Below are 24,513 nucleotides of genomic sequence, written 5' to 3'. Positions count from 1 at the left end.
GGTGTTAGTTAGTCTGGGGCTGTGGATGACGATTTGAACCTTGACGAAGGTTCTCGACTTTTCCCCAAATGAGGAATGCGTTCTTATTGGGCTTGTTTGTAAGGCTTGAAGGATGTTTGTGGTGGTGGGGGAAGGATTCGAACCTTCGAAGTCTGTGACGGCAGATTTACAGTCTGCTCCCTTTGGCCGCTCGGGAACCCCACCAGATTTTGAAATGTATCACTGTTGTTGACAGCGGACGGAATCATATCAGATGAAACGCTACTGTAAAGCATATATTGAAAAATAAGTGACTATATGCTGATTTTCCAGCCTTATTGATCTTGTTGTGAGCAAATTAAGTAGTCTGTTTGCTGGTGGTGAGGGAAGGATTACTCGTCACTGCGTTCCTCGCCCTGCGGGCCAATGCGTCGCAAGCGCCGCATTGTTGTTTCGCTGCGCTCAACTCGAACCTTCAAAGTCTGTGACGGAAGATTTACCGTCTGTTCTCTTTGGCCGCTCGGGAACCCCATCCGATTTTGAGAAGTATCGCTGTTGTTAACAGCGGCCGGAATCACATCAGATGAACCGCTACTGTAAAGCATATATTGAAAAATAAGTGACTATATGCTGATTTTCCAGCCTTATTGATCTTGTTGTGAGCAAATAAGTGGTTTGTTTGCTGGTGGTGAGGGAAGGATTACTCGTCACTGCGTTCCTCGCCCTGCGGGCCAACGCGTCGCAAGCGCCGCATTGTTGTTTCGCTGCGCTCAACTCGAACCTTCAAAGTCTGTGACGGAAGATTTACTGTTTGCTCCCTTTGGCCGCTCGGGAACCCCACCCGATTTTGAGAAGTATCACTGTTGTTAACAGCGGCCGGAATCACATCAGATGAACCGCTACTGTAAAGCATATATTGAAAAATAAGTGACGATATGTTGGTTTTCTACCCTTATTGATCTTGTTGTGAGCAAATAAGTGGTTTGTTTGCTGGTGGTGAGGGAAGGATTACTCGTCACTGCGTTCCTCGCCCTGCGGGCCAACGCGTCGCAAGCGCCGCATTGTTGTTTCGCTGCGCTCAACTCGAACCTTCAAAGTCTGTGACGGAAGATTTACCGTCTGTTCTCTTTGGCCGCTCGGGAACCCCACCCGATTTTGAGAAGTATCACTGTTGTTAACAGCGGCCGGAATCACATCAGATGAACCGCTACTGTAAAGCATATATTGAAAAATAAGTGACGATATGTTGGTTTTCTACCCTTATTGATCTTGTTGTGAGCAAATAAGTAGTCTGTTTGCTGGTGGCGGGGGAAGGATGACTCGTCACTGCGTTCCTCGCCCTGCGGGCCAACGCGTCGCAAGCGCCGCATTGTTGTTTCGCTGCGCTCAACTCGAACCTAATTTAAATAGGGTTATCGAGGTTATTTTTTATTGATATTTGGAGTTATTGGGGTTATTGTTATTGCCAGGTTAAACAGATAGGAGTTGATTTGAGAAGTGCAGATTTAATCAAAGAAGTTGAGAAAAAAGGGTGGGTACTGGTAAGAATCAACGGGAGTCATCATCATTTTAAACACCCTGAACGTAATGACTTGTTGACAATTCCACATCCCAAACAGGAAATCAAAGTGGGATTGCTTAGGAAAATACAGAAGCAAGTGGGGCTGTAAGCCCCCTTATCTGCATCTGCACTAATCAAATTTCTTAAAATTATTGAAGGAGTATAACGTGTTATATCCTATTGCGATTGAAATTGGTGATGAGAACCACGCTTACGGCGTGGTTGTGCCCGATATATCAGGTTGTTTCTCGGCAGGTGATTCAATGGAGGATGTAATAAAAAATGCCAAGGAAGCTATCTCTGGGCATTTAGAGTTATTGGCCGAAATGAACCAATTACCCCCTGAAGCAAAGCCATTAGATTACTGGATCAAAGATGAAGAATACTCAGGGTGGGCATGGGCTGTAATTGACGTTGATGTTGAACCATATTTGGGTAAATCGACAAAATTCAACGTCACTCTGCCTGATTTGTTATCAAAGAAAATCGATGATCAAGTTAAAGCAAGTCCAAACCTGTATAAGAATCGTAGCCACTTTTTGCAAGTGGCTGCTTTGCATGAATTGCAAAACGGTATTTAGTGTTGTGAATAAATAAGCGGTCTGTTTGTGGTGGCGGGGGAAGGATGACTTGCCACTTTTGAAAAGTCACTGCTACTGCTTACAGCGGCCAGAATCACATCAAATAAATCGCCGCTGTAAAGCATGTGCTTGAAAAGTAGCTACTGTGTGCTGCTTTTGGGCCTAATTAATTCAGTTTTAAAGAATTACAGTACGGTTGCCGTAAACAAAAACCCGCTGAGCAAGAACCCAATATAGAGCATGGCTCAGAGCATTTTTTTCAACATCCCGGCCCGCTCTCATCATATCTTCAGCAGTGTATGTATGGTCTATGTTAATGACCTTCTGAGTAATAATTGGACCTTCATCCAGGTTATTATTCACATAATGCGCGGTTGCTCCGATGATTTTTACCCCTCTCTCGTAAGCCTGATGATAAGGACGCGCCCCGATAAATGCAGGTAAAAAGGAGTGGTGAATGTTAATAATCTGATTTGGATAATGCTGGACAAATTCTGGCGTCAGTACTCGCATGTATTTAGCTAATACCACATAGTCAGGTTTGTATTGGTCAATCTGGGCAATCAGTTTTTCATCATGTTGTTCACGGGTTAAACCTTCATGACTAATCAAGTGGAAAGGAATGCCAAATTGCTCAACCAACGGTTGTAATGTTGCGTGGTTGCCGATAACCGCAGCAATTTCAACGTCAAGCCCATCATAAGCGCTTTTCATGAGCAAATCCCCAAGACAATGCGCTTCTTTTGTCACCATAATGACAATACGCCGACGCCCCGCACTATTTAATTCCCGTTGAGAACCCATCGGAAGCGCATCATCTAAATCAGCAAGAAATGTCTCATCATTGAAAATTCCTTCAAGCTCAGTACGCATAAAAAAGCGGCCGGTGCGATGATCGACGAATTCATTATTCTGAACTATATTCAGTTGGTGTTTGTAGCAAATATTCGTAATTTTGGCGATCAGTCCTTTGGCATCAGGGCAAATGGTGCGTAGAATTTTCTTTTGTATATGTTGATGTTGCATGAATGGGATTGTCCTTAAATATTTTGCGTTTTCTGTTTGTGGATCTTAACCACAACATTTTTTGTATTTTTTACCTGAACCACATGGGCAGGGGCTATTACGGCCAATTTGAGGTTTTACGCCATCAATAGGTTTTACACCATCAATATAGTACCAACGCTGGTCTATACGAAGAAAACGTGAACGTTCATGAATAAGTTGCTTATCTTGGGATTTCTGATCAAGAAAGCAAGCTGAAAATTCAACATAGGCTTCGTTATCATTTTTGCCTTTTTCAGTTGTAATAACATTTAGTCCGAGCCATTGGGTAACAATAAAACTCTGTTCTAGATCTAAACGCCACTTTTCAGCCTGGCAGTCAGGATGCCAACTGGTAATAAGATAATCGGCGTTGTGCTTTACATAGGCACTGTATCGAGAACGCATCAGTGATTCGGCTGTCGGCGCAAATTTTATGTTTTGGAGATAAGGGGAACAGCAATCCGCAAAATCTATTCCACTACCACAAGGACATAGCTCTGTCAAAATAACTCCAAATTGTAAAGGGTGAAATACCATTTTTATGGGTTTTCTATTGCAAAGAAACGTAAGAGAACAAATGATAGTCACTTAATTGAACTAATATGAGTGATAGTACCTAAGAAAAGGTGAAGGTCGCAATATTAAGGTAAGGGAGCGCATTTATGGAAAAGGCATTGGCAGGCAAAAAAATTCTGATTGTGGAGGACGAACCCGTTTTTTGTTCTTTGCTGGCAGGGTATTTGCAAACGTTGGGCGCTAAGGTATTAGTCGCATCTAATGGGGCTGTTGCACTACAGGTGCTAGGACGCGAAGCTCATATTGAACTTATTTTATGTGATTTGGATATGCCGGTTATGAATGGCATTGAATTTATTGCGAAATTGACGAGTGAGGGTATTAGTATTCCAGTTATTATTATTTCAGCAACTAACAAGATGGCCGAAATTGATGAGGTGCTTCGTTTGGGAGCAAAAGATGTTTTATTAAAACCTGTTTCAGATCTTAATGAGATAAAAAAATCGGTGTTGGCCTATTTACATCCTACGGTCTTTATGTCTGGCGCGATTGAGCAGAATAACTTGAATAAGGATTGGTTAACGCTAAAGCATAATTCAGATGAAGCATTAAATATGCTTAAGCAGTTACAACCTCCAGTGTCTCAAGTTATCGCTCACTGTAAAGTGAATTACCGAAAATTGAATATGATTGATAAACCAGGGTTGATTCTCGATATGGCGGCGTTATCTGACAATGAATTGGCTTTTTATTGTCTAGATATTAGCCGCTCAAAAGAGTATGGTGTGATTTCGGCATTATTACTTAGAGTCGTATTTAACAGTTTGTTGCAAGAGCATATCGTTCACCATTCCCGGCGTTTACCCAGTATGGCAGGTATTCTAAATAGAATTAATAACTTGTTGGCAGGTGCAGGGTTACAAGGGCAGTTTCCATTGCTGCTTGGGTATTATCATACAATCAATAAAACGGTTTTGCTCACTTCCGCAGGGTTACATGCCAGTATTAAATCGGGTAATCGTCAAATCCAATTAGATAGTGGTGTTCCTCTTGGGACGTTGAGAACGATTTGTTCGAATCAGGTTTGCTCGCATAGTGCTGAATGGCAATGTCGGATTTGGAATACAAATAGTCAAATAAATCTGATGCTTTCTTCAATGTATTCTGGGTGAATATTACCAAGGTGGAATTTTGTTTAAAATGGATTTTAAACATTAGGTCACGGTAATGTAATTAAACAGAATGGTGCTGTTTATCGGAGGGAATTAGCTGGTATACTTGGCTTATTATGCTTGGAATCTATCTAATCAGGCTATTTTATTTGCCGCTCTTTGGTACAAAGAGCGGATTTAGCGTTGCTCAGGTAAAAGTGATAACTTTTTGCGTGGTCAGAGGGGTAAACAAGGCAGTGAACTCTGTGTATGCACCGGTTTCCGCGCTCGGTTTATTGACATAAAATAATCAGTAATAATGATGCCTTATTAAAGAATCGGCACTGATTTTGAGTTGAAAACGGATTTGTTTCAGCCAAAAAACATCGGGAGAAAGATTAATGCCATCGGTAAACGAACTATCGGTAAACAAACCATCAGTAAAAAAACTATCAGTAGAAAAAATAGTAAAGAAAGCCGTTATTCCAGTAGCGGGTTTGGGAACGAGGATGTTGCCTGCTACGAAAGCAATTCCTAAAGAGATGTTGCCTTTAGTGGATAAACCGCTTATTCAGTATGTCGTTAATGAATGTATTGCCGCTGGCATTAATGAAATTATCTTGGTGACCCATTCATCAAAAAATTCAATTGAAAACCATTTTGATACCAGTTTTGAGTTAGAGGCTATCCTTGAGAAAAGGGTGAAGCGTCAGTTGTTGGATGAAGTTCAATCTATTTGTCCAAGTCATGTCACCATTATGCAAACTCGTCAGGGAATTGCTAAAGGATTAGGGCATGCGGTGTTATGCGCCAAGCCTTTAATTGGTGATGAACCTTTTGCTGTGATACTCCCTGATGTTATTCTTGATGAGTTTAGTACGGATCTGACTAAATATAATCTGAGCGAAATGTTGGTCCGGTATAATGAAACGGGCGCTAGCCAAATATTAGTAGAACCTGTACCTCATGAAGAGGTCTCTAGTTATGGTATTGTCGATTGCCAGGGAGAAAATCTGCAACCCGGTGATAGCAAACCAATTAAGCGTGTAGTTGAAAAACCTGAACCGAAAGAAGCGCCATCAAATCTTTCTATTGTTGGCCGTTATGTGTTGTCCGAGAAAATTTGGCCATTATTAGCAAAAACAGCACCAGGTGCCGGTGATGAAATTCAACTTACTGATGCAATTGCGATGTTAATAGAAAAGGAGTCTGTGGAAGCCTATCACTTGCAGGGTGTAAGCCATGATTGCGGCAATAAACTTGGTTATATGCAAGCATTTGTCCGGTATGGTATGAAACATCATACTTTGGGCAAAGAGTTTACTGATTGGTTAATGGCTTTGCAGGATCGGGTTAAAGAATAATTTTACGGAAATTTAGGTATTATATGAAAGTTACGGTATTTGGTATCGGTTATGTTGGCTTAGTTCAGGCGGCGGTTTTAGCAGAAGTCGGTCATGATGTTCTTTGTATTGATATAGATGCGAATAAAGTTGAAAATTTGAAAAATGGTCAAATTCCCATTTTTGAACCTGGTTTAGCTCCACTGGTTAAAAAAAACTATGAAGAAGGCCGCCTGAATTTTAGTACGGATGCAAAGGCCGGTGTTGCGCACGGTAAATTACAATTTATTGCTGTCGGCACGCCTCCTGATGAAGATGGTTCAGCAGATTTAAAGTATGTGACAGCGGTGGCTCGTACTATTGCGGAATATATGGAGAGCTATAAGGTCATTATTGATAAGTCTACGGTTCCTGTTGGTACCGCGGATAAAGTTAATGTTGTTGTTAATGAGACTTTGCGTCAACGTAATATTGATATTCCATTTGATGTGGTTTCTAACCCTGAGTTCCTTAAAGAAGGAGCGGCCGTTGCAGATTGTATGCGCCCTGAGCGGATTATTATTGGGTGTGACAATGAAAGAGTTGTTGACCTGATGCATGAATTGTACGAACCGTTTAATCGTAATCATGATCGTATGATTGTGATGGATATCCGTAGCGCAGAACTGACGAAGTATGCTGCTAATTGTATGTTGGCAACGAAAATCAGTTTTATGAATGAGATATCTAATTTAGCAGAAATGCTTGGCGCTGATATTGAGCATGTTCGTCAAGGAATTGGTTCTGATTCCCGTATTGGCTATCATTTTATCTATCCGGGCTGTGGTTATGGTGGCTCCTGTTTCCCAAAAGATGTGCAGGCGTTGATTCGTACCGCAGAGCAAATTGGTTATCAGCCTAGAATTCTTCGTGCCGTAGAGCAAGTGAACGAACTGCAAAAGCATAAATTGCCCTCTTTTGTCACGCGCCATTTCGGTGAAGATTTATCCGGTAAGACATTTTCTGTCTGGGGATTGTCGTTCAAACCGAATACTGATGATATGCGTGAAGCGTCAAGCCGTGTTTTGATGGAAGCATTATGGCAGGCGGGAGCCAAAATACAGGCTTACGATCCGGAGGCGATGCAGGAAGCTCAGCGTATTTATGGTCAGCGCGATGATTTATTCTTGATGGGGACTAAAGAAGCGGCGCTGAAAGGGGCCGATGCCTTGATCATTTGTACTGAATGGCAAAGTTTTCGTGCGCCAGATTTTGATGTCATAAAAGAGTCTCTCAAGACGCCGGTTATCTTTGATGGCCGAAATCTCTATGATCCTGAGCGCCTGCAATCCCGGGGTTTTACTTATTATGGGATTGGTCGTGGCGCATCCATTAATCCGGTTATCTGAGTAATACAATGAAATTCTTAGTTACAGGCGCTGCTGGTTTTATTGGCTTTCATGTGAGCCAGAGATTATTGCAAATGGGGCATGAGGTTGTAGGTATCGACAACCTTAATGACTATTATGATGTGAGTCTCAAACAAGCACGGTTAGATCTATTATTTGATAAGCCAGGTTTTAAATTTGAAAAGCTGGATTTGGCTGACAGAATAGCCATTCCTGATCTTTTTTCCCGACACCAATTCCAACGGGTTATCCATCTAGGAGCTCAGGCGGGTGTTCGCTATTCGTTGCAAAACCCAATGGCTTACATTGATTCGAATATAATAGGGCATATCAATATCCTGGAAGGTTGCCGTCACAATAATGTTGAGCATTTATTATATTCTTCTTCTAGTTCTGTTTATGGATTAAATAGAAAGCAACCGTTTTCTACAAACGATTCAGTTGATCATCCAGTTTCTCTATATGCAGCAACGAAAAAGTCAGATGAATTAATGTCTCACAGTTACTCTCATCTTTATCAGTTGCCAACGACCGGCTTGCGTTTTTTTACCGTATATGGCCCGTGGGGACGTCCTGATATGGCTTTATTTAAGTTCACCAAGGCTATGTTATCAGGACAGCCTATTGATGTTTATAACCACGGTAAGATGGTTAGAGATTTTACTTATATAGATGATATTGTTGAATCGATAATCAGATTGCAAGACATCATTCCCGTACCAAATGAGAGCTGGACGGTTGAAGATGGACAAATATCTGCCAGCTCTGCCCCTTACTGTATTTATAATATTGGTAATGGTCAACCAACTAGACTAGGTGATTTTATTGAGGCAATAGAAGAATCATTAGGCATTCAGGCTAAGAGAAATTTTATGCCCATGCAAGATGGTGATGTTCTGTCGACCTGTGCTGATTCAAGTGACATTTTTCAAAAAATAGGGTTTGCCCCAAATACACCTGTGAAGCAGGGTGTGAAGCAGTTTGTAGAGTGGTATTTGAGTTTCTATCATAAGTCTAAATAAGATAAGGAGCCATTGGCTCCTTTTCTATTGAATCAACGACAGTGACCAGAGGGAAGTAAATAGTTGCGCCTGTTTGACTATTAATTTACCTAGGCATTGGCTAAACGAGTAACTAGCCTGCTTTATCGTAAAGAAATGATAGAAAAACGTGCAATCCGACTAAATCCTTCCCAAGGATACTTATACATGCTCATTCGAGAGACATTAATTCTTTTGTTATCTAAGCTGTTTAATAATAAAAACACCCTTCTATTTTAAAAGGGTGTTTTTAATTAAATTAACTTTAAAAACAATGAATTAGAGCAAGAAACTTTCCAGAGTTCTTCCTTCTTCTTCAATTGCTTTTTTGATAACAGCAGGTGTACGTCCTTGGCCAGTCCAAGTTTTAGTTTCACCGTTTGTATCAACATATTGGTATTTAGCTGGACGAGCAGGACGTTTCGTTTTACCAGCAGATTTGCCGGCGCTCATTGTCTGAAGTAATTCGCTTGGATCAATTCCTTGGTCAAGAATCATTTTACGAACTTCTTCCAATTTACGTGTACGTTCTTCTAATTCAGCTTGTACCTGACTTTCTTCTTCACGACGCTCTTCAACAACGACGGTCAGTTTTTCAAGTATTTCATCCAAGAACTCAAGTTGGCATTCTCTTGCTTGAGCTCGTAAAGTACGGATGTTATTTAGGGTTTTTAAATCGCTCATTGTCCTGGTCTCAAATTATTAATGATGATGGCTGATGTGGATATAATAATAGAATGCTATTTTATTTTCTGCAATAGTCAATTTATCATATTCGGATAAAATGGCTCTTTTTTTTAAACGTAATTTCTTTACAAAAGTTATATAGCGCTTTTTATACAGCTATTTCGATTGTCATTCCCCAATAACATGTTCAGGGTACCTTTAACAAAGGGGGGACATGATAATCTCTCTAATTTATAAACCAGGTATATACTAAATCGGTAAGTAATTTTAACTGTTTCTTATCATACCTGCTAAAGCAGAATAATACTAAGTTAAAAAAAACTTATGACTAATCCATGAGTTATCGCTGATTTACTGTTACCGTTTTCTGGAAGTCAATCACGCACATTATTAATTTGCATACGATATGCAACAAATCAGTCTGGCTTTCGTTTCTTAATTTAAACATGAACATTTGTCATTCAAATGCGCTTTATTACTTGGCTGGTGTGATGGTGGTCATGAATCATTAAGACATCACTAAGCTAAATATTTCGCTATATCAACCGGTGTAGCTTACTGGGATGGATAATCACGACGAAAGTTTATGGTAAACTCATCTGACTATATGGCTTTATAAATTTTGTTAAGGGGTAGGGCTGATGGCTCAACTTTATTTTTATTACTCCGCAATGAATGCTGGGAAATCGACATCCCTGTTGCAATCCTCTTATAACTATAATGAAAGAGGGATGAGAACGCTGGTGTTTACCGCAGAAATTGACACCCGGTTTGAAAAGGGCAAAGTTAATTCTCGGATTGGATTATCTTCTGATGCACTTCTGTTTAGTCAACAGACGGATATTGGCGTGTTGATCAGAAATGAAAATAAGCAGGCAAAAGTGCATTGTGTGCTGATTGATGAGTGCCATTTTCTCACGAAAGCACAGATTGAACAGTTATGTAAGGTGACTGACTATGATGATATTCCGGTTCTTTGTTATGGGCTGAGAACTGATTTTAGAGGCGAGCTTTTTAGCGGTAGCCAGTATCTTTTGGCGTGGGCTGATAAGTTAGTTGAGTTGAAAACTATTTGTCACTGTGGACGCAAGGCAAACCGTACATTACGTTTGGATAGCGAAGGTGTGGTCATTTATGATGGCGAACAAGTTGATATCGGCGGCAATGAAAAATATGTTTCTGTTTGCCGTAAGCACTATATGGATGCTGTCAGTGAGGCGAGGAAAAGCGAAAGAAGCAACATGTAATGGCGCTTTTCTGTGAAGCGGTCAGATGTTCTGTTTGAGAGTTTGTATTAACAATAGGGCAGAGGTAAGTTAAAGGGCGCTGATATCAGCACCCTTAAGTGATATTCAATCAGTTAATAAATTTGTTCTTATCAGCTTTCTTCTGCTGCAACGGTTTCAGTGAATTCTCGTCCATAGTATGAATCCAACAGCAATTGTTTCAGCTCAGAAATCAGTGGGTAGCGTGGGTTAGCGCCGGTACATTGGTCGTCGAAGGCATCCTCAGATAATTTATCAATTTTTGCCAGGAAGTCAGCCTCTTGAACGCCCGCTTCGCGGATAGATGTTGGAATACCTAGCTCAGATTTGAGTTTTTCTAGCCAAGCTAATAATTTTTCAATTTTTGTGACAGTCCGGTCACCAGTAGCGGATAAACCGAGATGATCGGCAATTTCAGCATAACGGCGGCGGGCCTGTGGACGGTCATATTGGCTGAATGCAGTCTGTTTGGTTGGGTTATCGTTAGCGTTATAGCGAATAACGTTACAAATTAGCAGTGCGTTAGCCAGGCCATGAGGAATATGGAACTCAGAACCTAGTTTATGCGCCATTGAGTGGCATACGCCCAAGAAAGCGTTAGCAAATGCAATCCCTGCGATAGTTGCTGCATTATGAACTCGTTCACGGGCAACCGGGTTAGTAGCGCCTTCGTGATAGCTGGCAGGCAGGAACTCTTTTAGTAGTTTTAGTGCTTGTAGTGCTTGTCCGTCAGAGTATTCGTTTGCTAAGACCGATACGTAAGCTTCCAGAGCATGGGTGACGGCATCCAGTCCACCAAAAGCACAGAGTGATTTCGGCATATCCATTACTAGATTGGCATCAACGATAGCTATATTGGGAGTCAATTCATAATCAGCCAGTGGATATTTCTGACCGGTTGCATCGTCAGTGACAACTGCAAATGGTGTCACTTCAGAACCGGTGCCGGAAGTTGTGGTAATAGCGACCATTTTCGCTTTAACCCCCATTTTGGGGAATCTATAGATGCGCTTACGGATATCCATAAATCGTAGAGCTAACTCCTCGAAATGAGTTTCAGGGTGTTCATACATCACCCACATGATTTTGGCCGCATCCATTGGGGAGCCTCCCCCCAAGGCGATAATAATGTCCGGTTTGAATGAGTGCATTTGTCCCGCACCTTTACGAACAGTGCTTAGAGTCGGATCTGCTTCAACTTCAAAGAAAACTTCTGTTTCTATCCCGTGGGATTTCAGCACATCAGTGACTTGATCAGCATAGCCATGATTGAATAAGAAACGGTCCGTTACGATAAAGGCGCGTTTTGCACCGTCGGTGGCAACTTCTTCTAATGCCACAGGCAGGGAACCGCGACGGAAGTAAATTGATTTCGGAAGTTTATGCCACAACATATTTTCTGCTCTTTTCGCCACGGTTTTGGTGTTGATAAGGTGTTTTGGCCCGACATTTTCAGAGATGGAATTTCCTCCCCAGGAGCCACAACCTAGTGTCAGAGATGGAGCAAGCTTGAAATTGTAGAGATCGCCGATACCTCCCTGAGAAGCAGGTGTATTCACTAGAATACGAGCCGTTTTCATTTTATCGCCGAAATACTTGATTCGTGCCGCCTGATTGTCCTGATCGGTATACAAGCAGGAAGTGTGACCAATTCCACCCATTTCAACCAATTTTTCTGCCTTTTCTACGGCATCTTCAAAGCTATTACCACGGTACATAGCGAGCAACGGGGATAGTTTTTCGTGAGCAAAGGGTTCTGTTTCATCAATCAAACTCACTTCGCCAATCAAGATTTTGGTCCTTTCAGGAACATGGATGCCTGCCATTTCGGCAATTTTTGTTGCAGGTTGACCAACAATTTCCGCATTTAAAGAACCGTTTTTTAGAATGATATCTTGAACAGCTTTCAATTCCTCGCCTTGTAACAGATAACCGCCATGTGTAAAAAATCGTTTACGGACCTGTTCATAAACAGCATCCACCACGATAACGGATTGTTCTGAAGCACAGATGACGCCGTTGTCAAAGGTTTTGGACATCAGAATAGACGCAATAGCACGTTTAATATCAGCCGATTCATCAATGACAGCTGGGGTGTTGCCGGCACCGACGCCGATTGCGGGCTTGCCAGAGCTGTATGCCGCTGTGACCATCCCTGGACCACCGGTTGCCAGGATCAGATTGATATCCTGGTGATGCATCAATGCATTGGAAAGTTCAACAGAGGGTTCATCAATCCAGCCAATAATATCTTTTGGCGCCCCTGCCGCAACCGCAGCACGCAGAACTAACTCTGCTGCTTTGGTTGTTGCTTTTTTAGCGCGAGGGTGGGGGGAGAAAATAATACCGTTACGGGTTTTTAGGCTGATAAGAGCCTTAAAAATAGCGGTAGATGTTGGGTTTGTGGTTGGCACAATACCGCAAATTAAGCCAATAGGTTCAGCGATAGTGATGGTGCCGAATGTTTTGTTTTCAGACAAAATGCCGCAGGTTTTTTCATCTTTATAAGCGTTATAGATATATTCGGAAGCAAAGTGGTTTTTGATCACTTTGTCTTCGACAATGCCCATACCAGATTCTGCTACAGCTAATTTTGCTAAAGGGATACGTGCGTCTGCTGCTGCAAGAGCCGCAGCGCGGAAGATTTTGTCAACTTGCTCCTGAGAAAAGTTAGCAAATTCACGTTGTGCTTTTTTTACCCTGGCAACCAGTTCGCCCAGTTCAGTAACATGAGTTACAGTCATAAAGAAGTACTCCTGAAAATATTAAAAATCTTTTAATATCAATGAATAAGTATTTTTTAGACTATTTAGCCTGGTGATTTTTTGGTAGCTACAGGTTACCATTTGGTATTAAATATATATTGATCTTAATCACATAAACCCCAAGCTGACTCCTTTCAGCTTAGGTCGGTGATAGTTATTATTGGATGGGTGTAAATTAGAGTTAATAAGGTTAAATTTCTAATCTGATGAAAATATTGGGTTAACAACTTGTTATATAAGATATTTTAAATTGTAAAATACGTTGCGGTCGATGGAAAATGGAACTTTACCAGTATAAAGTGAAGAAAAAATTAAGTTTTCTATGATTTTTGGGTGAACAATCATGAGAGTGTTTTTAATAACACAGCGTAACTTTGTAGAGGTTATTTGTGGGTGACTTACTGCTGGATCTTTCTGGTTACATTAAGTTTTTTGTTGGGTTGTTTGCACTGGTCAATCCTGTTGGTATTTTGCCGGTTTTTATCAGTATGACTCACTACCAAGCCCAGTCGGCTCGTAATAGAACTAACTTGATTGCCAATACTTCTGTTGCCATCATTTTATGGACAGCTTTACTGTTAGGTGACTCAATACTACGTATGTTCGGCATTTCCATTGACTCTTTTCGTATTGCAGGCGGAATTTTGGTGGTGACCATCGCGATGTCGATGATTAACGGCAAGCTTGGAGAGGACAAACAGAATAAGCAGGAAAAGTCGGAAACCGCCATTAGAGAAAGTGTTGGTGTTGTGCCGCTGGCATTGCCGCTAATGGCAGGCCCCGGTGCAATCAGTTCTTGTATTGTCTGGAGTTCTCGTTATCAGGGATGGCAGAATTTTCTTGGGTTGGTGCTTACCAGTGCATTGTTTGCTTTTTGCTGCTGGTTATTATTTCGGTCTGCACCTTTAGTCGTCAAATATCTGGGGCAAACAGGTATTAACGTTATCACTCGAATTATGGGGTTGCTGTTGATGTCTTTGGGAATTGAACTGATTGTGACAGGGATCAGGGCGCTATTCCCAGGGTTGCTTTGATATGATTTACGATAAAAGGTGTTAGTTTCTTTCTTGTGAAATTACAAATTATAATATTCTTATCATTTTTATTATAAAGCTTATATCATAGGCTTTTCTCACTTCTTTTACCGGTACTCCCTGAATTTTATACAAATAACCCAATATTTTTCTAAATTATTCTTTCCTGCTAGTTCAATGTGTAACTGGTTGCTTCCACCACTGTTTTGTGATGAATGTAGGTTTTTAATTTGCATTGATTGCAATTTGTTAAAATTATGTTTATTTTCATCTTTGGTCTAGCTTTGTTTACTATTTTAGTTAAGTTTAAAGTTGATAATTTGATAAATATCAGTTAGTTATAGTGGTTATTGGCGTGTTTTATCAATTAATGTAATAGGTCGCACTAAGTTGTTTGTAAGGATGATTTTTGCAATATGGGTGCGATATTTTAACAGTTGATATGATAAGTCCGCTTTAATATTTAATCCGTTACTTTGGGCTAAATAATGTGAAGATACCGGCCTTGATGGGATATGTGGAATGAACAAGTCCATCAAATTGGAGGTAAAAAATGAAGATCAAACAATTAGAATTATATAAGTTTATTTGCTGTATATTTTTATTATCAGCATCTCCTGTTACAGCCGTGTCTGCCGCTGAACTTCCAGATGGTGTGAAACTTGCGGATAAACAGCAAATTATTATTAATAATGGCACAGAGGTTGCTTCGCTTGATCCGCATAAAGTCGAAGGCGTACCAGAAACCAACATTATTCTTAATCTCCTGAAAGGGTTAGTAAGTACCGGCTCCGAGGGAGTAGTTGTGCCAGGCGTTGCCACCCATTGGGAAAATCAGGATTACAAGGTATGGACTTTTTATCTGCGTGATAATGCTAAATGGAGTGATGGAACGCCTGTCACTGCCCACGATTTTGTCTATAGCTGGCAGCGATTAGCTGATCCCAAAGTGGGTTCACCTTATGCCAGCTATCTTCAATATGCTTACGTTGAAAATGTTGGTGATGTTCTGAGGGGTAAAAAATCGCCTGATCAGTTGGGCGTCAAAGCGCTGGATGATCATCGTTTACAGGTGACTCTGACGCATCCCGTGCCTTATTTCGTCAGTATGCTCAGTCATACGGCAATGAAACCGGTGAAAAAGGATGTAGTTGAAAAGTTGGGTAATAAATGGACGTTGCCAGAAAATTATGTCGGTAATGGGGCGTATTCGTTGAAAGAGTGGGTGGTCAATGAGCGGATAGTGATCGAACGCAACCCTCGATATTGGAACAATGCAAAAACAGTTATTGATCAAGCGACTCTTTTACCCCTTCAATCTGAAACCAGTGATATTAACCGCTATCGCAGTGGAGAGATAAATATCACCAACAGAGCTATTCCCCCGACTCTGTATCAGAAAATGAAGAAAGAGATTCCTGATCAGGTTCGCGTCAGTCCTTATCTTTGTACGTTTTATTACGAAATTAACAATAAAAAACCGCCGTTTACTGATGTCAGAGTCCGCGAAGCCGTCAAGTTAAGTCTCGATAGGGATATTATTGCCGGAAAAATTATGGGGCAGGGGCAAATACCGGCTTATGGTTTTACGCCAACATTTATCGGTGGCGGCGATTTTGTTAAGCCAGAATGGGCTAATTGGACACAGGAGCAGCGCAATAAACGCGCCAGAGAATTGTTAGCCCAGGCCGGTTTCAATCAGGCGAATCCATTGAAGTTCACCTTGTTGTACAACACCTCTGAGCAAAACAAACAGCAGGCTATCGCCGCCGCATCCATGTGGAAAAAGAATCTGGGGGCGGATGTGATTTTGCAGAATCAGGAATGGAAAACCTCTCTTGAAAGCCGCCATCAAGGGAATTATGAGGTGACTAGAGCAACCTGGTGTGCTGATTACAATGAACCTACGGCGTTTTTAAACATGTTGCTGTCAGACAGCAGTAATAACACGGCGTTCTATCAGAATAAAAATTTTGATAGCTATCTGGAGCAGGCATTAATCGCTAAGGACGCTATTGAGCGTAAGAAATTATATCAACAAGCTGAGTTTCAACTGGATAAAGACTCGGTGCTGATTCCCGTTTATTACCGGGTGAGTGTAAGGCTTGTTAGCCCATCAGTGGGAGGGTTTTCAGGGAAAGACCCATTGGATTATATGGATATTAAGCGACTGTATATGAAAAAAATTAAACAGTAGCTTTATTCAAAAGAGTTACTGAGATCCTGCAAACAAAATCGTTCCTTTTGGATGCGGGTAGTAATCCACCCCTTATTTCTGGGCCGTCGGCCGAACAAGTCTGACGGTATAAAATTGGAGTAGAAAAAGATGATAAACACAACGAAAAAGAGACTACTTACTGTCAGCATCAGCGCTGCACTGAGTATGGTAATGGCAAGTCAGGTCTTTGCTGCAAAAGTGCCTGATGGCGTTCAATTGGCTGATAAACAGGTTTTAGTCCGTAATAACGGCTCTGAACCGCAATCGTTAGATCCACATAAGATTGAAGGAGTGCCAGAATCACATTTGGCCCGCGATCTGTTTGAAGGTGTTGTCATCGTTGGCCCGAATGGCGAAATTTTGCCAGGTTCTGCGACCAGTTGGGAAAATAAAGACTTTGCAGTCTGGACATTCCATATGCGTAAAGATTCTAAGTGGTCTAATGGAGATCCTGTCACGGCCCATGATTTTGTTTACAGTTGGCAACGTCTGGCCGATCCTAATACTGCTTCTCCCTATGAAAGTTACCTCCAGTATGCCCATATCACCAATATTGACGACATTATCGGTGGCAAAAAGAAACCAGATGCTCTGGGAGTAAAGGCGCTGGATGACTATACATTGCAGCTTACATTGAGCGAAGCGGTTCCTTATTTACCAAGGCTTTTGGCTCACTCTTCGATGGCGCCGGTGCATAAAGCTACGGTAGAAAAATATGGCGAAAAATGGACTCAGCCACAGAATTTTGTCGGTAATGGGGCTTATAAACTGAAAAATTGGATAGTCAACGAACGTATTGTGATGGAGCGTAGCCCGACATACTGGGATAACAAAAATACTGTTATTGATCAGGTGACTTTCCTGCCAATTTCGTCAGAGGTCACGGATGTAAACCGTTATCGCAGTGGCGAAATTGATATGACTTATATCAATTTGCCGATTGAGCTATTCCAGAAACTGAAAAAAGAGATCCCGAACGAGTTGCATATTAACCCAATTTTATGTACTTATTACTACGAAATTAATAACGAAAAACCCCCATTTAATGATCCCCGCGTCCGTACCGCACTGAAATTGGCTATGGACCGCGATATTGTGGCCAATAAAGTAAAAGCACAAGGTGATATCCCGGCTTCCGGTTATACACCGCCGGTTACTGATGGTATGAAAGAGGTGAAACCGGTGTGGTTTACTGGTTGGAGTCAGGAACAGCGCAACCAGGAGGCCAAAAAATTACTGGCGGAAGCAGGTTATAATAAAGATAACCCACTGAAATTTAACTTGCTTTATAACACTTCCGATCTGCATAAGAAAATTGCCATCGCGGTAGCTTCTATTTGGAAGAAAAATTTAGGTGCTGATGTTCGTTTAGAAAACCAAGAGTGGAAAACTTTCCTTGATACTCGACATCAGGGGAATTATGACGTAGCTCGTGCGGGGTGGTGTGCGGATTATAACGAACCATCTTCATTCCTGAATTCAATGCTTTCTTATAGTAGTAATAACACATCTCATTATAAGAGTGATGAGTTTGATAAACTGATGAAAGAATCTCTGAAAGTGGCAACAGATGATGAACGTGCTGCTGTTTACCAGAGAGCAGAAGCGCAGTTAGACAAAGATTCGGCTATTGTCCCGCTTTATTACTATGTGAATACCCGGTTAGTGAAGCCCTATGTTGGTGGCTATACAGGGAAAGATCCTTTGGATAATTTACACACCAAAGATTTTTATATTATCAAACACTAATCGTTGTAAAGCAGCCCGGAAAGGGCTGCTTTAGTGCCAAATTATTTTAAGGCCAGGGTTAAGGGCCAACACATAGGAACGGGCGATGCTTAAGTTTATTTTACGCCGTTGTTTAGAGGCGATCCCGACACTTTTTATTCTTATCACTATTTCGTTTTTCATGATGCGGCTGGCGCCAGGCAGCCCATTTACCGGCGAGCGGAAATTGCCGCCAGAAGTGATGGCAAACATTGAAGCGAAATATCATTTGAATGACCCAATTTATAAACAATATTTTGATTACTTAATTCAACTCACTAAAGGAGATTTCGGGCCTTCTTTTAAATATAAGGACTACTCGGTTAACGATCTCGTCGCAACAGCGTTTCCAGTATCGGCTAAATTAGGGGCTTCGGCATTTATCATGGCGGTTGTCTTGGGGGTCAGCGCCGGGGTTATTGCTGCACTTAACCAAAATACCAAGTGGGATTATACGGTGATGGGATTCGCCATGACGGGGGTTGTTATCCCAGGTTTTGTTGTAGCGCCGTTGTTAGTACTGGGGTTTGCTATTCATCTTAAATGGTTGCCGGGAGGAGGTTGGAATGGTGGTGCGCCTAAGTATATGATTTTGCCGATGGTGGCACTCTCTTTGGCCTATATCGCCAGTATCTCCCGTATTACCCGTAGTTCGATGATAGAAGTGTTGCACTCTAACTTTATTCGTACTGCGCGTGCCAAGGGGTTGCCATTACGTGTCATCATTTTCCGCCATGCTTTAAAGCCCGCATTGTTACCGGTTATCTCTTATATGGGGCCTGCTTTTGTCGGCATTATTACCGGTTCGATGGTGATTGAAACGATCTTCGGGTTGCCGGGAATAGGGCAGTTGTTTGTTAATGGCGCATTAAACCGTGACTATTCGTTAGTGTTAAGTCTGACGATTTTAGTTGGTAGTTTGACTATTTTTTTCAATGCGATTGTTGATGTGTTGTACGCTGTTATCGATCCGAAAATTCGTTATTAAGACTGGAGCACGCAATGATAGTTAACAAACAAAACAGCGAAGCTCTGGAAAATTTCTCTGAGCAATTAGAAATCGAAGGGCGTAGTTTGTGGCAGGATGCCCGACGCCGTTTTATTCACAACCGGGCAGCGATTGCCAGTTTGTGTCTGTTATCTTTGATTACCTTGTTTGTGATCCTGGCGCCGATGTTGGCTCAATTCACTTATGATGATACTGACTGGGCCATGATGTCGATGCCGCCTGATTCTGAGTCAGGTCACTATTTTGGTACAGATTCTTCTGGACGTGATTTGCTGGTGCGTGTTGCCATTGGAGGACGCATTTCGTTGATGGTTGGAATTGCAGCCGCTTTGGTGGCGGTAGTCGTCGGAACCTTATATGGATCATTATCTGGCTATTTGGGTGGAAAAATAGACTCAGTAATGATGCGTCTGCTGGAAATTCTGAACTCATTTCCATTCATGTTTTTTGTGATTCTGTTGGTGACCTTCTTCGGACAGAATATTTTTCTGATATTTGTCGCCATCGGTATGGTGTCATGGCTGGATATGGCGCGTATTGTCCGTGGTCAGACATTGAGCCTAAAACGTAAGGAGTTTATTGAAGCGGCGCTGGTGTGTGGTGTGTCAACCCGTCATATTGTGCTGCGCCATATTGTCCCTAATGTATTGGGAGTGGTGGTGGTTTATGCATCTTTATTAGTGCCGAGTATGATTCTGTTTGAATCGTTTCTTAGCTTTCTGGGATTGGGGACTCAAGAACCATTAAGCAGTTGGGGAGCACTATTAAGCGATGGTGCGAATTCGATGGAAGTTTCCCCGTGGTTACTGTTGTTTCCTGCCGGTTTTCTGGTGGTGACACTGTTTTGTTTTAACTTTATCGGCGATGGCTTGCGTGATGCCCTCGATCCGAAAGATCGTTAAGGAGGTAACATGGACAGCGTTAAAAACCAGAAAAGTTCTGAACCGTTGTTAATTGTTAAAGAGTTGGACGTAACTTTTAGTACCCCGGACGGGGATGTTACGGCGGTGAACAAGCTGAATTTTGATTTACGAGCAGGGGAAACATTAGGGATTGTGGGTGAATCTGGTTCTGGAAAATCACAAACTGCTTTTGCTTTGATGGGGCTGCTTGCCAGAAACGGCAAAATTGGCGGTTCCGCTATTTTTAATGGTAGGGAAATTCTTAACCTTGAAGAAAAAGCGCTTAACCGCATGAGAGCGGAAGAGATATCAATGATATTTCAAGACCCAATGACATCTCTCAATCCCTATATGCGTATCGGCGATCAACTGACAGAAGTATTGATGTTGCATAAGCATATGAGTAAAAGCGAGGCATACCTTGAATCGATTCGGATGCTGGATGCCGTCAAAATGCCGGAAGCGCTTAAACGAATGCGAATGTATCCGCATGAATTTTCTGGTGGAATGCGTCAGCGTGTGATGATCGCAATGGCGTTGTTATGTCGACCAAAATTGTTGATTGCTGACGAACCGACAACCGCACTTGATGTCACAGTTCAGGCTCAGATTATGACCCTACTGAATGAGCTGAAACGGGAGTTTAATACCGCGATTATTATGATTACTCACGATTTGGGGGTGGTTGCCGGTATTTGTGACAAAGTGTTGGTGATGTATGCGGGGAGAACGATGGAATATGGCTCGGCTCGTGAAGTGTTTTATCAACCAACTCATCCTTATTCTATTGGCCTGCTTAATGCTGTTCCACGTCTTGATGGTGATGAAGCGTCGTTGACGACCATTCCCGGAAATCCGCCTAACTTATTACGATTGCCGAAAGGGTGTCCGTTTCAGCCACGCTGTCAGTTTTCAGTAGGCCGTTGTGTAGATTGTGAACCGGGATTAGAGACATTTGGCAACGGGCGTTTGCGAGCTTGCTTTAAGGCACCGGAGGAATTGGTATGAGCCCGATTGAAGAAAGACGAGTGCTGCTGGAAGTAGCAGATCTAAAAGTTCACTTTGATATCAAAGATGGCAAACAGTGGTTCTGGCAACCAACAAAAACCTTGAAAGCGGTTGATGGCGTTACATTAAGGTTATACGAAGGGGAAACTCTTGGTGTGGTTGGTGAATCCGGTTGCGGTAAATCGACTTTTGCTCGTGCAATTATCGGATTGGTCAAGTCTTCTGGTGGTTCAGTAACTTGGTTGGGAAAAAGCCTGCTGGATATGGATGATAAACAGTGGCGGGATATTCGCAGTGATATCCAGATGATATTCCAGGACCCATTAGCATCCTTAAACCCACGAATGACGATTGGTGATATTATCGCTGAGCCACTGCGCACTTATCATCCAAAGATGAAAGAGCCGGAAATTAAAGAGCGGGTAAAAACAATGATGATGAAAGTTGGATTACTGCCGAATCTGATTAACCGTTATCCGCATGAATTCTCTGGTGGTCAGTGTCAACGTATCGGGATTGCTCGTGCGCTTATTCTTGAGCCTAAGTTGGTGATTTGTGATGAGCCGGTATCCGCACTTGATGTATCCATTCAGGCTCAGGTAGTGAACCTATTGCAGGAATTACAACGGGAAATGGGACTGTCGCTGATTTTTATCGCCCATGATCTGGCGGTGGTTAAACATATCTCTGATCGCGTGTTGGTGATGTACCTAGGGCATGCGGTGGAACTGGGCACTTATGATGAGGTTTATCATAATCCACAACATCCCTATACCAAAGCGTTGATGTCGGCGGTACCGGTGCCTGATCCAGATAAAGAACGAAATAAACACATTGAATTGTTGGAAGGTGAATTGCCGTCACCCATCAATCCGCCATCAGGATGTGTTTTCCGTACTCGTTGTCCAATGGCAGATCCTGAATGTGCTAAAACACGGCCATTGATGGAAGGAAGTTTCCGCCATGCGGTGTCTTGTTTAAAGGTTGATCCATTGTAGTTAAGGTTAATCGATTGTAGCTACTGAGGAATATTGTAAGGCATTAAATGTGAGAGTTACTTTTTGGGTTTTGTGTTGGGATTCAGACCTGCATCAAAACGGGTAGCTCTCACTCTTTGAATAAAAAAATAGCAGATAAAATCACTGACCTTAATTTTTCAATCTTTCCACAAAATATGGTAAATCGGGTGAGATTTTTCCCGGCAAATAAGGATGCGAGCGAAAACATCGTTGATCTCGGCATCTTCAGATTCTGCCAGCCCGATAATGACCTCGGCAAAAAAATCAGGGTTCGGATCAAAATCCACGTGCTTAACCCACTCCTCAGAAGGGATCAGTAATTCTGCGCCGCCACGTATTTCGAATTGTAAACTAAACAGTAGAATATCAGCGGGGTCGAGGTTGGATGAAGCCAGTTCAAGAAAGATGTCATAGGCTTTCTCAAGGGTTTCATCTTCTGTCATTCGATTATTGATGTCTAAATCCATAGCTTGTGAGGATCTGTTGTCCATGTTGATTTATTCGTGGGTCATGATGAAGGAATTAAAGCATGTTGAAGCGTTGATTGGTACCCCCGTCTTTACAAGACGAGGGTGTTGGTCACAGTAGTGGGCTAAAAAAGTAACAAATACGTTCAATTATCCGATGCCACAAAGGGCGTTGTTCCCACTCCTTGGTTTCCAGCAATGTAGAATGGGCGATATAATCATATTGTACCAGTGTCAAATCATTACCAAAGTTTTCATCATCAATAACCACGGTAATTTCGAAATTTAGCCACAGGCTACGCATATCGAGATTCACTGAACCCACCATGCTGAGTTGACCATCAACTAAAACGCTTTTGGTATGTAGCAAGCCATCTTCAAACTGGTAAATCTTAACACCGGCATTTAACAATTCAGCAAAAAATGCACGGCTTGCCCAACGCACTAAGAAGAAATTATTTCTGCGTGGAACGATAATAATAACTTCAACCCCTCGTAAAGCTGCGGTGCAAATAGCATGTATCAGGTCATCACTGGGAACAAAATAAGGGGTAGTTAAAATCAGTTGCTTACGGGCAGAGAAAATAGCCGTCATTAAAGATTGTTGAATCAATTCCTCGGGAAATCCAGGGCCGGATGCAATAACCTGAGTTGTGTGCCCGCTGGCCTGTTCAAATGGCATAATATTGCTATCCGGTGATGGCGGAAAGATACGTTGACCTGTTTCCATTTCCCAGTCACAAGCGTAAATAACCCCCATAGTCGTGGTAACTGGTCCTTCCATGCGCACCATGATATCGATCCATTGCCCAACGCCGGCATCTTGTTTAAAGAAGCGCGGATCGACCATATTCATACTACCGGCATAAGAAATATAATCATCTATCAAGATAATTTTACGATGCTGGCGCAGATCCATTCGGCGTAGAAATAGACGGAATATGTTGACCGGCAAAGCTTCAACAAATTCAATTCCCGCCTGGCGCATGATATCCGGGTATTGGCTACGGCAATATAACCAGCTACCGGCTGAATCCACCATAATACGGCATCTGACGCCTCGGTGTGCTGCGGCCATAAGAGCATCAGTCACTTGCTCAACCAAGCCGCCGGATTGCCAGATGTAAAACACCATATCAATACTGTGTTTGGCATTCTCAATATCTTTGATAATGGTTTTCAGTGAATGGTCATAGGTTGTCAGCAATTGGATCTTATTGCCTTTAACGCCTTCAAGCCCTTGTCGTCGTTCGCAAAGCTGGAATAAAGGCGTCGCGACTTCGCTATTTTCCGTGGCGAAGATATGACGAGATTTACGCAGTTCTTCAAGCCATACGGTTGTTGAAGGCCACATGGCTTTTGCTTGTTCAACTCTGCGTTTTCCCAAATGCAGCTCACCGAACGACAGGTAAGCGATGATTCCAACTAAGGGAAGGATATAAATAATCAACAGCCAGGTCATAGCGGAGGTGACCGGCCGACGCTTTATCAGAATGCGTAAGGTGATACTGGCAACAATCAGCCAATAAAAGAAAATAGCAAGCCAACTTAGGACGGAATAAAAGGTTGTCATATTCGGCAATCAATCCTGTTTTGTTCAGATATCTTTGGTGGCGTTTGACACGGTTTCCTCAAGACACGGGATATAAACGATCTAATTAACCCGATGAATTTACCAAAAAATCGGCAAATATACTGCAAGCATCATACTTGATATTGGTCATTTCGCATTATTGATATAAAAAGTACTATCCAGATACGCCTTG

At 42.1% G+C, this 24,513-nt stretch carries 20 protein-coding genes, 1 tRNA gene and 4 other RNA genes; 14 read left to right on the top strand and 11 right to left on the bottom strand.

The window, feature by feature from the left end:
* Positions 1-119: 119 nt before the first annotated feature.
* From B0X70_RS12590 to B0X70_RS12570, 5 genes are all read right to left on the bottom strand, one after another.
* Positions 120-204 (bottom strand) — tRNA-Tyr (locus B0X70_RS12590).
* 150 nt (positions 205-354) lie between these two features.
* Positions 355-499, bottom strand: a non-coding RNA gene (locus B0X70_RS12585) — RtT sRNA.
* A gap of 163 nt (positions 500-662) precedes the next feature.
* Positions 663-790: non-coding RNA, RtT sRNA (locus B0X70_RS12580), on the bottom strand.
* A gap of 180 nt (positions 791-970) precedes the next feature.
* Positions 971-1,115, bottom strand: a non-coding RNA gene (locus B0X70_RS12575) — RtT sRNA.
* Positions 1,116-1,281: 166 nt separating this feature from the next.
* Positions 1,282-1,416: non-coding RNA, RtT sRNA (locus B0X70_RS12570), on the bottom strand.
* A 53-nt stretch (positions 1,417-1,469) separates the two neighbouring features.
* Between B0X70_RS12570 and B0X70_RS12565 the strand changes: the two genes are divergently transcribed.
* A complete protein-coding gene (locus tag B0X70_RS12565; RefSeq protein ID WP_036805646.1) occupies positions 1,470-1,649 on the top strand; it encodes a type II toxin-antitoxin system HicA family toxin in 180 nt (59 codons plus the stop codon).
* A gap of 58 nt (positions 1,650-1,707) precedes the next feature.
* Complete coding sequence (locus tag B0X70_RS12560) at positions 1,708-2,121, top strand: type II toxin-antitoxin system HicB family antitoxin (protein ID WP_110087358.1); 414 nt, start codon at positions 1,708-1,710, stop codon at positions 2,119-2,121.
* A gap of 177 nt (positions 2,122-2,298) precedes the next feature.
* Here the strand turns inward: B0X70_RS12560 and purU are convergent, their stop codons facing one another.
* Both purU and B0X70_RS12550 read right to left on the bottom strand, forming a co-directional pair.
* Complete coding sequence (purU, locus tag B0X70_RS12555; protein WP_217469479.1) at positions 2,299-3,147, bottom strand: formyltetrahydrofolate deformylase; 849 nt, start codon at positions 3,145-3,147, stop codon at positions 2,299-2,301.
* A gap of 45 nt (positions 3,148-3,192) precedes the next feature.
* Positions 3,193-3,672 (bottom strand): YchJ family protein, encoded by a 480-nt coding sequence (locus B0X70_RS12550; protein WP_217469478.1) that lies wholly within the window; start codon positions 3,670-3,672, stop codon positions 3,193-3,195.
* Positions 3,673-3,830: 158 nt separating this feature from the next.
* Between B0X70_RS12550 and rssB the strand changes: the two genes are divergently transcribed.
* The 4 genes from rssB to B0X70_RS12530 all read left to right on the top strand — a co-directional run bounded on the left by rssB (position 3,831) and on the right by B0X70_RS12530 (position 8,588).
* Positions 3,831-4,856 (top strand): two-component system response regulator RssB, encoded by a 1,026-nt coding sequence (gene rssB / locus B0X70_RS12545; protein WP_036777158.1) that lies wholly within the window; start codon positions 3,831-3,833, stop codon positions 4,854-4,856.
* Positions 4,857-5,236: 380 nt separating this feature from the next.
* Complete coding sequence (gene galU, locus B0X70_RS12540; RefSeq protein ID WP_044466996.1) at positions 5,237-6,199, top strand: UTP--glucose-1-phosphate uridylyltransferase GalU; 963 nt, start codon at positions 5,237-5,239, stop codon at positions 6,197-6,199.
* Between the two features lie 23 nt (positions 6,200-6,222).
* Positions 6,223-7,566: a UDP-glucose dehydrogenase family protein gene (locus tag B0X70_RS12535; protein ID WP_036805653.1), complete on the top strand. Its 1,344-nt coding sequence runs from the start codon at positions 6,223-6,225 to the stop codon at positions 7,564-7,566.
* Between the two features lie 8 nt (positions 7,567-7,574).
* Positions 7,575-8,588, top strand: coding sequence for an NAD-dependent epimerase (locus B0X70_RS12530; RefSeq protein ID WP_105397374.1), 1,014 nt, complete (start codon positions 7,575-7,577; stop codon positions 8,586-8,588).
* A 297-nt stretch (positions 8,589-8,885) separates the two neighbouring features.
* Here the strand turns inward: B0X70_RS12530 and hns are convergent, their stop codons facing one another.
* Entirely contained in the window at positions 8,886-9,290 is a 405-nt protein-coding gene (gene hns / locus B0X70_RS12525) for a histone-like nucleoid-structuring protein H-NS (protein ID WP_036777152.1), read from the bottom strand.
* A gap of 644 nt (positions 9,291-9,934) precedes the next feature.
* On the opposite strand from hns, the gene B0X70_RS12520 reads away from it, so the two are divergent.
* Positions 9,935-10,540 carry a thymidine kinase gene (locus B0X70_RS12520; RefSeq protein WP_036805664.1) on the top strand — a complete coding sequence of 202 codons (606 nt, stop codon included), beginning with the start codon at positions 9,935-9,937 and terminating at the stop codon, positions 10,538-10,540.
* A gap of 131 nt (positions 10,541-10,671) precedes the next feature.
* On the opposite strand, the gene adhE is transcribed toward B0X70_RS12520, so the two are convergent.
* Entirely contained in the window at positions 10,672-13,302 is a 2,631-nt protein-coding gene (adhE, locus tag B0X70_RS12515) for a bifunctional acetaldehyde-CoA/alcohol dehydrogenase (protein ID WP_217469477.1), read from the bottom strand.
* 410 nt (positions 13,303-13,712) lie between these two features.
* On the opposite strand from adhE, the gene B0X70_RS12510 reads away from it, so the two are divergent.
* From B0X70_RS12510 to oppF, 7 genes are all read left to right on the top strand, one after another.
* Positions 13,713-14,357 carry a YchE family NAAT transporter gene (locus tag B0X70_RS12510; RefSeq protein WP_036805668.1) on the top strand — a complete coding sequence of 215 codons (645 nt, stop codon included), beginning with the start codon at positions 13,713-13,715 and terminating at the stop codon, positions 14,355-14,357.
* A 553-nt stretch (positions 14,358-14,910) separates the two neighbouring features.
* On the top strand, positions 14,911-16,554 hold the full coding sequence (locus tag B0X70_RS12505) for an ABC transporter substrate-binding protein (protein ID WP_217469476.1): 1,644 nt from the start codon (positions 14,911-14,913) through the stop codon (positions 16,552-16,554).
* Between the two features lie 129 nt (positions 16,555-16,683).
* On the top strand, positions 16,684-18,324 hold the full coding sequence (gene oppA / locus B0X70_RS12500; protein ID WP_217469475.1) for an oligopeptide ABC transporter substrate-binding protein OppA: 1,641 nt from the start codon (positions 16,684-16,686) through the stop codon (positions 18,322-18,324).
* Between the two features lie 85 nt (positions 18,325-18,409).
* Positions 18,410-19,330, top strand: a complete 921-nt coding sequence (oppB, locus tag B0X70_RS12495) for an oligopeptide ABC transporter permease OppB (RefSeq protein WP_036777141.1) — start codon at positions 18,410-18,412, stop codon at positions 19,328-19,330.
* 14 nt (positions 19,331-19,344) lie between these two features.
* Positions 19,345-20,253, top strand: coding sequence for an oligopeptide ABC transporter permease OppC (gene oppC / locus B0X70_RS12490; protein WP_036777138.1), 909 nt, complete (start codon positions 19,345-19,347; stop codon positions 20,251-20,253).
* A gap of 9 nt (positions 20,254-20,262) precedes the next feature.
* On the top strand, positions 20,263-21,261 hold the full coding sequence (gene oppD / locus B0X70_RS12485) for an ABC transporter ATP-binding protein (protein ID WP_217471634.1): 999 nt from the start codon (positions 20,263-20,265) through the stop codon (positions 21,259-21,261).
* Positions 21,258-22,259 carry a murein tripeptide/oligopeptide ABC transporter ATP binding protein OppF gene (gene oppF / locus B0X70_RS12480; protein ID WP_036805680.1) on the top strand — a complete coding sequence of 334 codons (1,002 nt, stop codon included), beginning with the start codon at positions 21,258-21,260 and terminating at the stop codon, positions 22,257-22,259. Before oppD ends, oppF begins: the two co-directional genes overlap by 4 nt.
* Positions 22,260-22,417: 158 nt before the next feature.
* On the opposite strand, the gene B0X70_RS12475 is transcribed toward oppF, so the two are convergent.
* On the bottom strand, positions 22,418-22,747 hold the full coding sequence (locus B0X70_RS12475) for an HI1450 family dsDNA-mimic protein (protein ID WP_036805684.1): 330 nt from the start codon (positions 22,745-22,747) through the stop codon (positions 22,418-22,420).
* Positions 22,748-22,859: 112 nt separating this feature from the next.
* On the bottom strand, positions 22,860-24,320 hold the full coding sequence (gene cls, locus B0X70_RS12470; protein ID WP_036805688.1) for a cardiolipin synthase: 1,461 nt from the start codon (positions 24,318-24,320) through the stop codon (positions 22,860-22,862).
* Between the last annotated feature and the right edge of the window lie 193 nt (positions 24,321-24,513).

This window comes from Photorhabdus akhurstii (genome assembly GCF_019090985.1).
Classification (GTDB): Bacteria; Pseudomonadota; Gammaproteobacteria; order Enterobacterales; family Enterobacteriaceae; genus Photorhabdus; species Photorhabdus akhurstii.
This window is presented reverse-complemented; position numbering and strand designations above follow the sequence as displayed.

Coding starts and splice junctions, on each gene's coding strand:
- purU (WP_217469479.1), bottom strand. CDS start 3,147: ATGCAACATCAACATATACAAAAGAAAATTCTACGCACCATTTGCCCT.
- rssB (WP_036777158.1), top strand. CDS start 3,831: ATGGAAAAGGCATTGGCAGGCAAAAAAATTCTGATTGTGGAGGACGAA.
- galU (WP_044466996.1), top strand. CDS start 5,237: ATGCCATCGGTAAACGAACTATCGGTAAACAAACCATCAGTAAAAAAA.
- B0X70_RS12535 (WP_036805653.1), top strand. CDS start 6,223: ATGAAAGTTACGGTATTTGGTATCGGTTATGTTGGCTTAGTTCAGGCG.
- B0X70_RS12530 (WP_105397374.1), top strand. CDS start 7,575: ATGAAATTCTTAGTTACAGGCGCTGCTGGTTTTATTGGCTTTCATGTG.
- hns (WP_036777152.1), bottom strand. CDS start 9,290: ATGAGCGATTTAAAAACCCTAAATAACATCCGTACTTTACGAGCTCAA.
- B0X70_RS12520 (WP_036805664.1), top strand. CDS start 9,935: ATGGCTCAACTTTATTTTTATTACTCCGCAATGAATGCTGGGAAATCG.
- adhE (WP_217469477.1), bottom strand. CDS start 13,302: ATGACTGTAACTCATGTTACTGAACTGGGCGAACTGGTTGCCAGGGTA.
- B0X70_RS12505 (WP_217469476.1), top strand. CDS start 14,911: ATGAAGATCAAACAATTAGAATTATATAAGTTTATTTGCTGTATATTT.
- oppA (WP_217469475.1), top strand. CDS start 16,684: ATGATAAACACAACGAAAAAGAGACTACTTACTGTCAGCATCAGCGCT.
- oppB (WP_036777141.1), top strand. CDS start 18,410: ATGCTTAAGTTTATTTTACGCCGTTGTTTAGAGGCGATCCCGACACTT.
- oppC (WP_036777138.1), top strand. CDS start 19,345: ATGATAGTTAACAAACAAAACAGCGAAGCTCTGGAAAATTTCTCTGAG.
- oppD (WP_217471634.1), top strand. CDS start 20,263: ATGGACAGCGTTAAAAACCAGAAAAGTTCTGAACCGTTGTTAATTGTT.
- oppF (WP_036805680.1), top strand. CDS start 21,258: ATGAGCCCGATTGAAGAAAGACGAGTGCTGCTGGAAGTAGCAGATCTA.
- B0X70_RS12475 (WP_036805684.1), bottom strand. CDS start 22,747: ATGGATTTAGACATCAATAATCGAATGACAGAAGATGAAACCCTTGAG.
- cls (WP_036805688.1), bottom strand. CDS start 24,320: ATGACAACCTTTTATTCCGTCCTAAGTTGGCTTGCTATTTTCTTTTAT.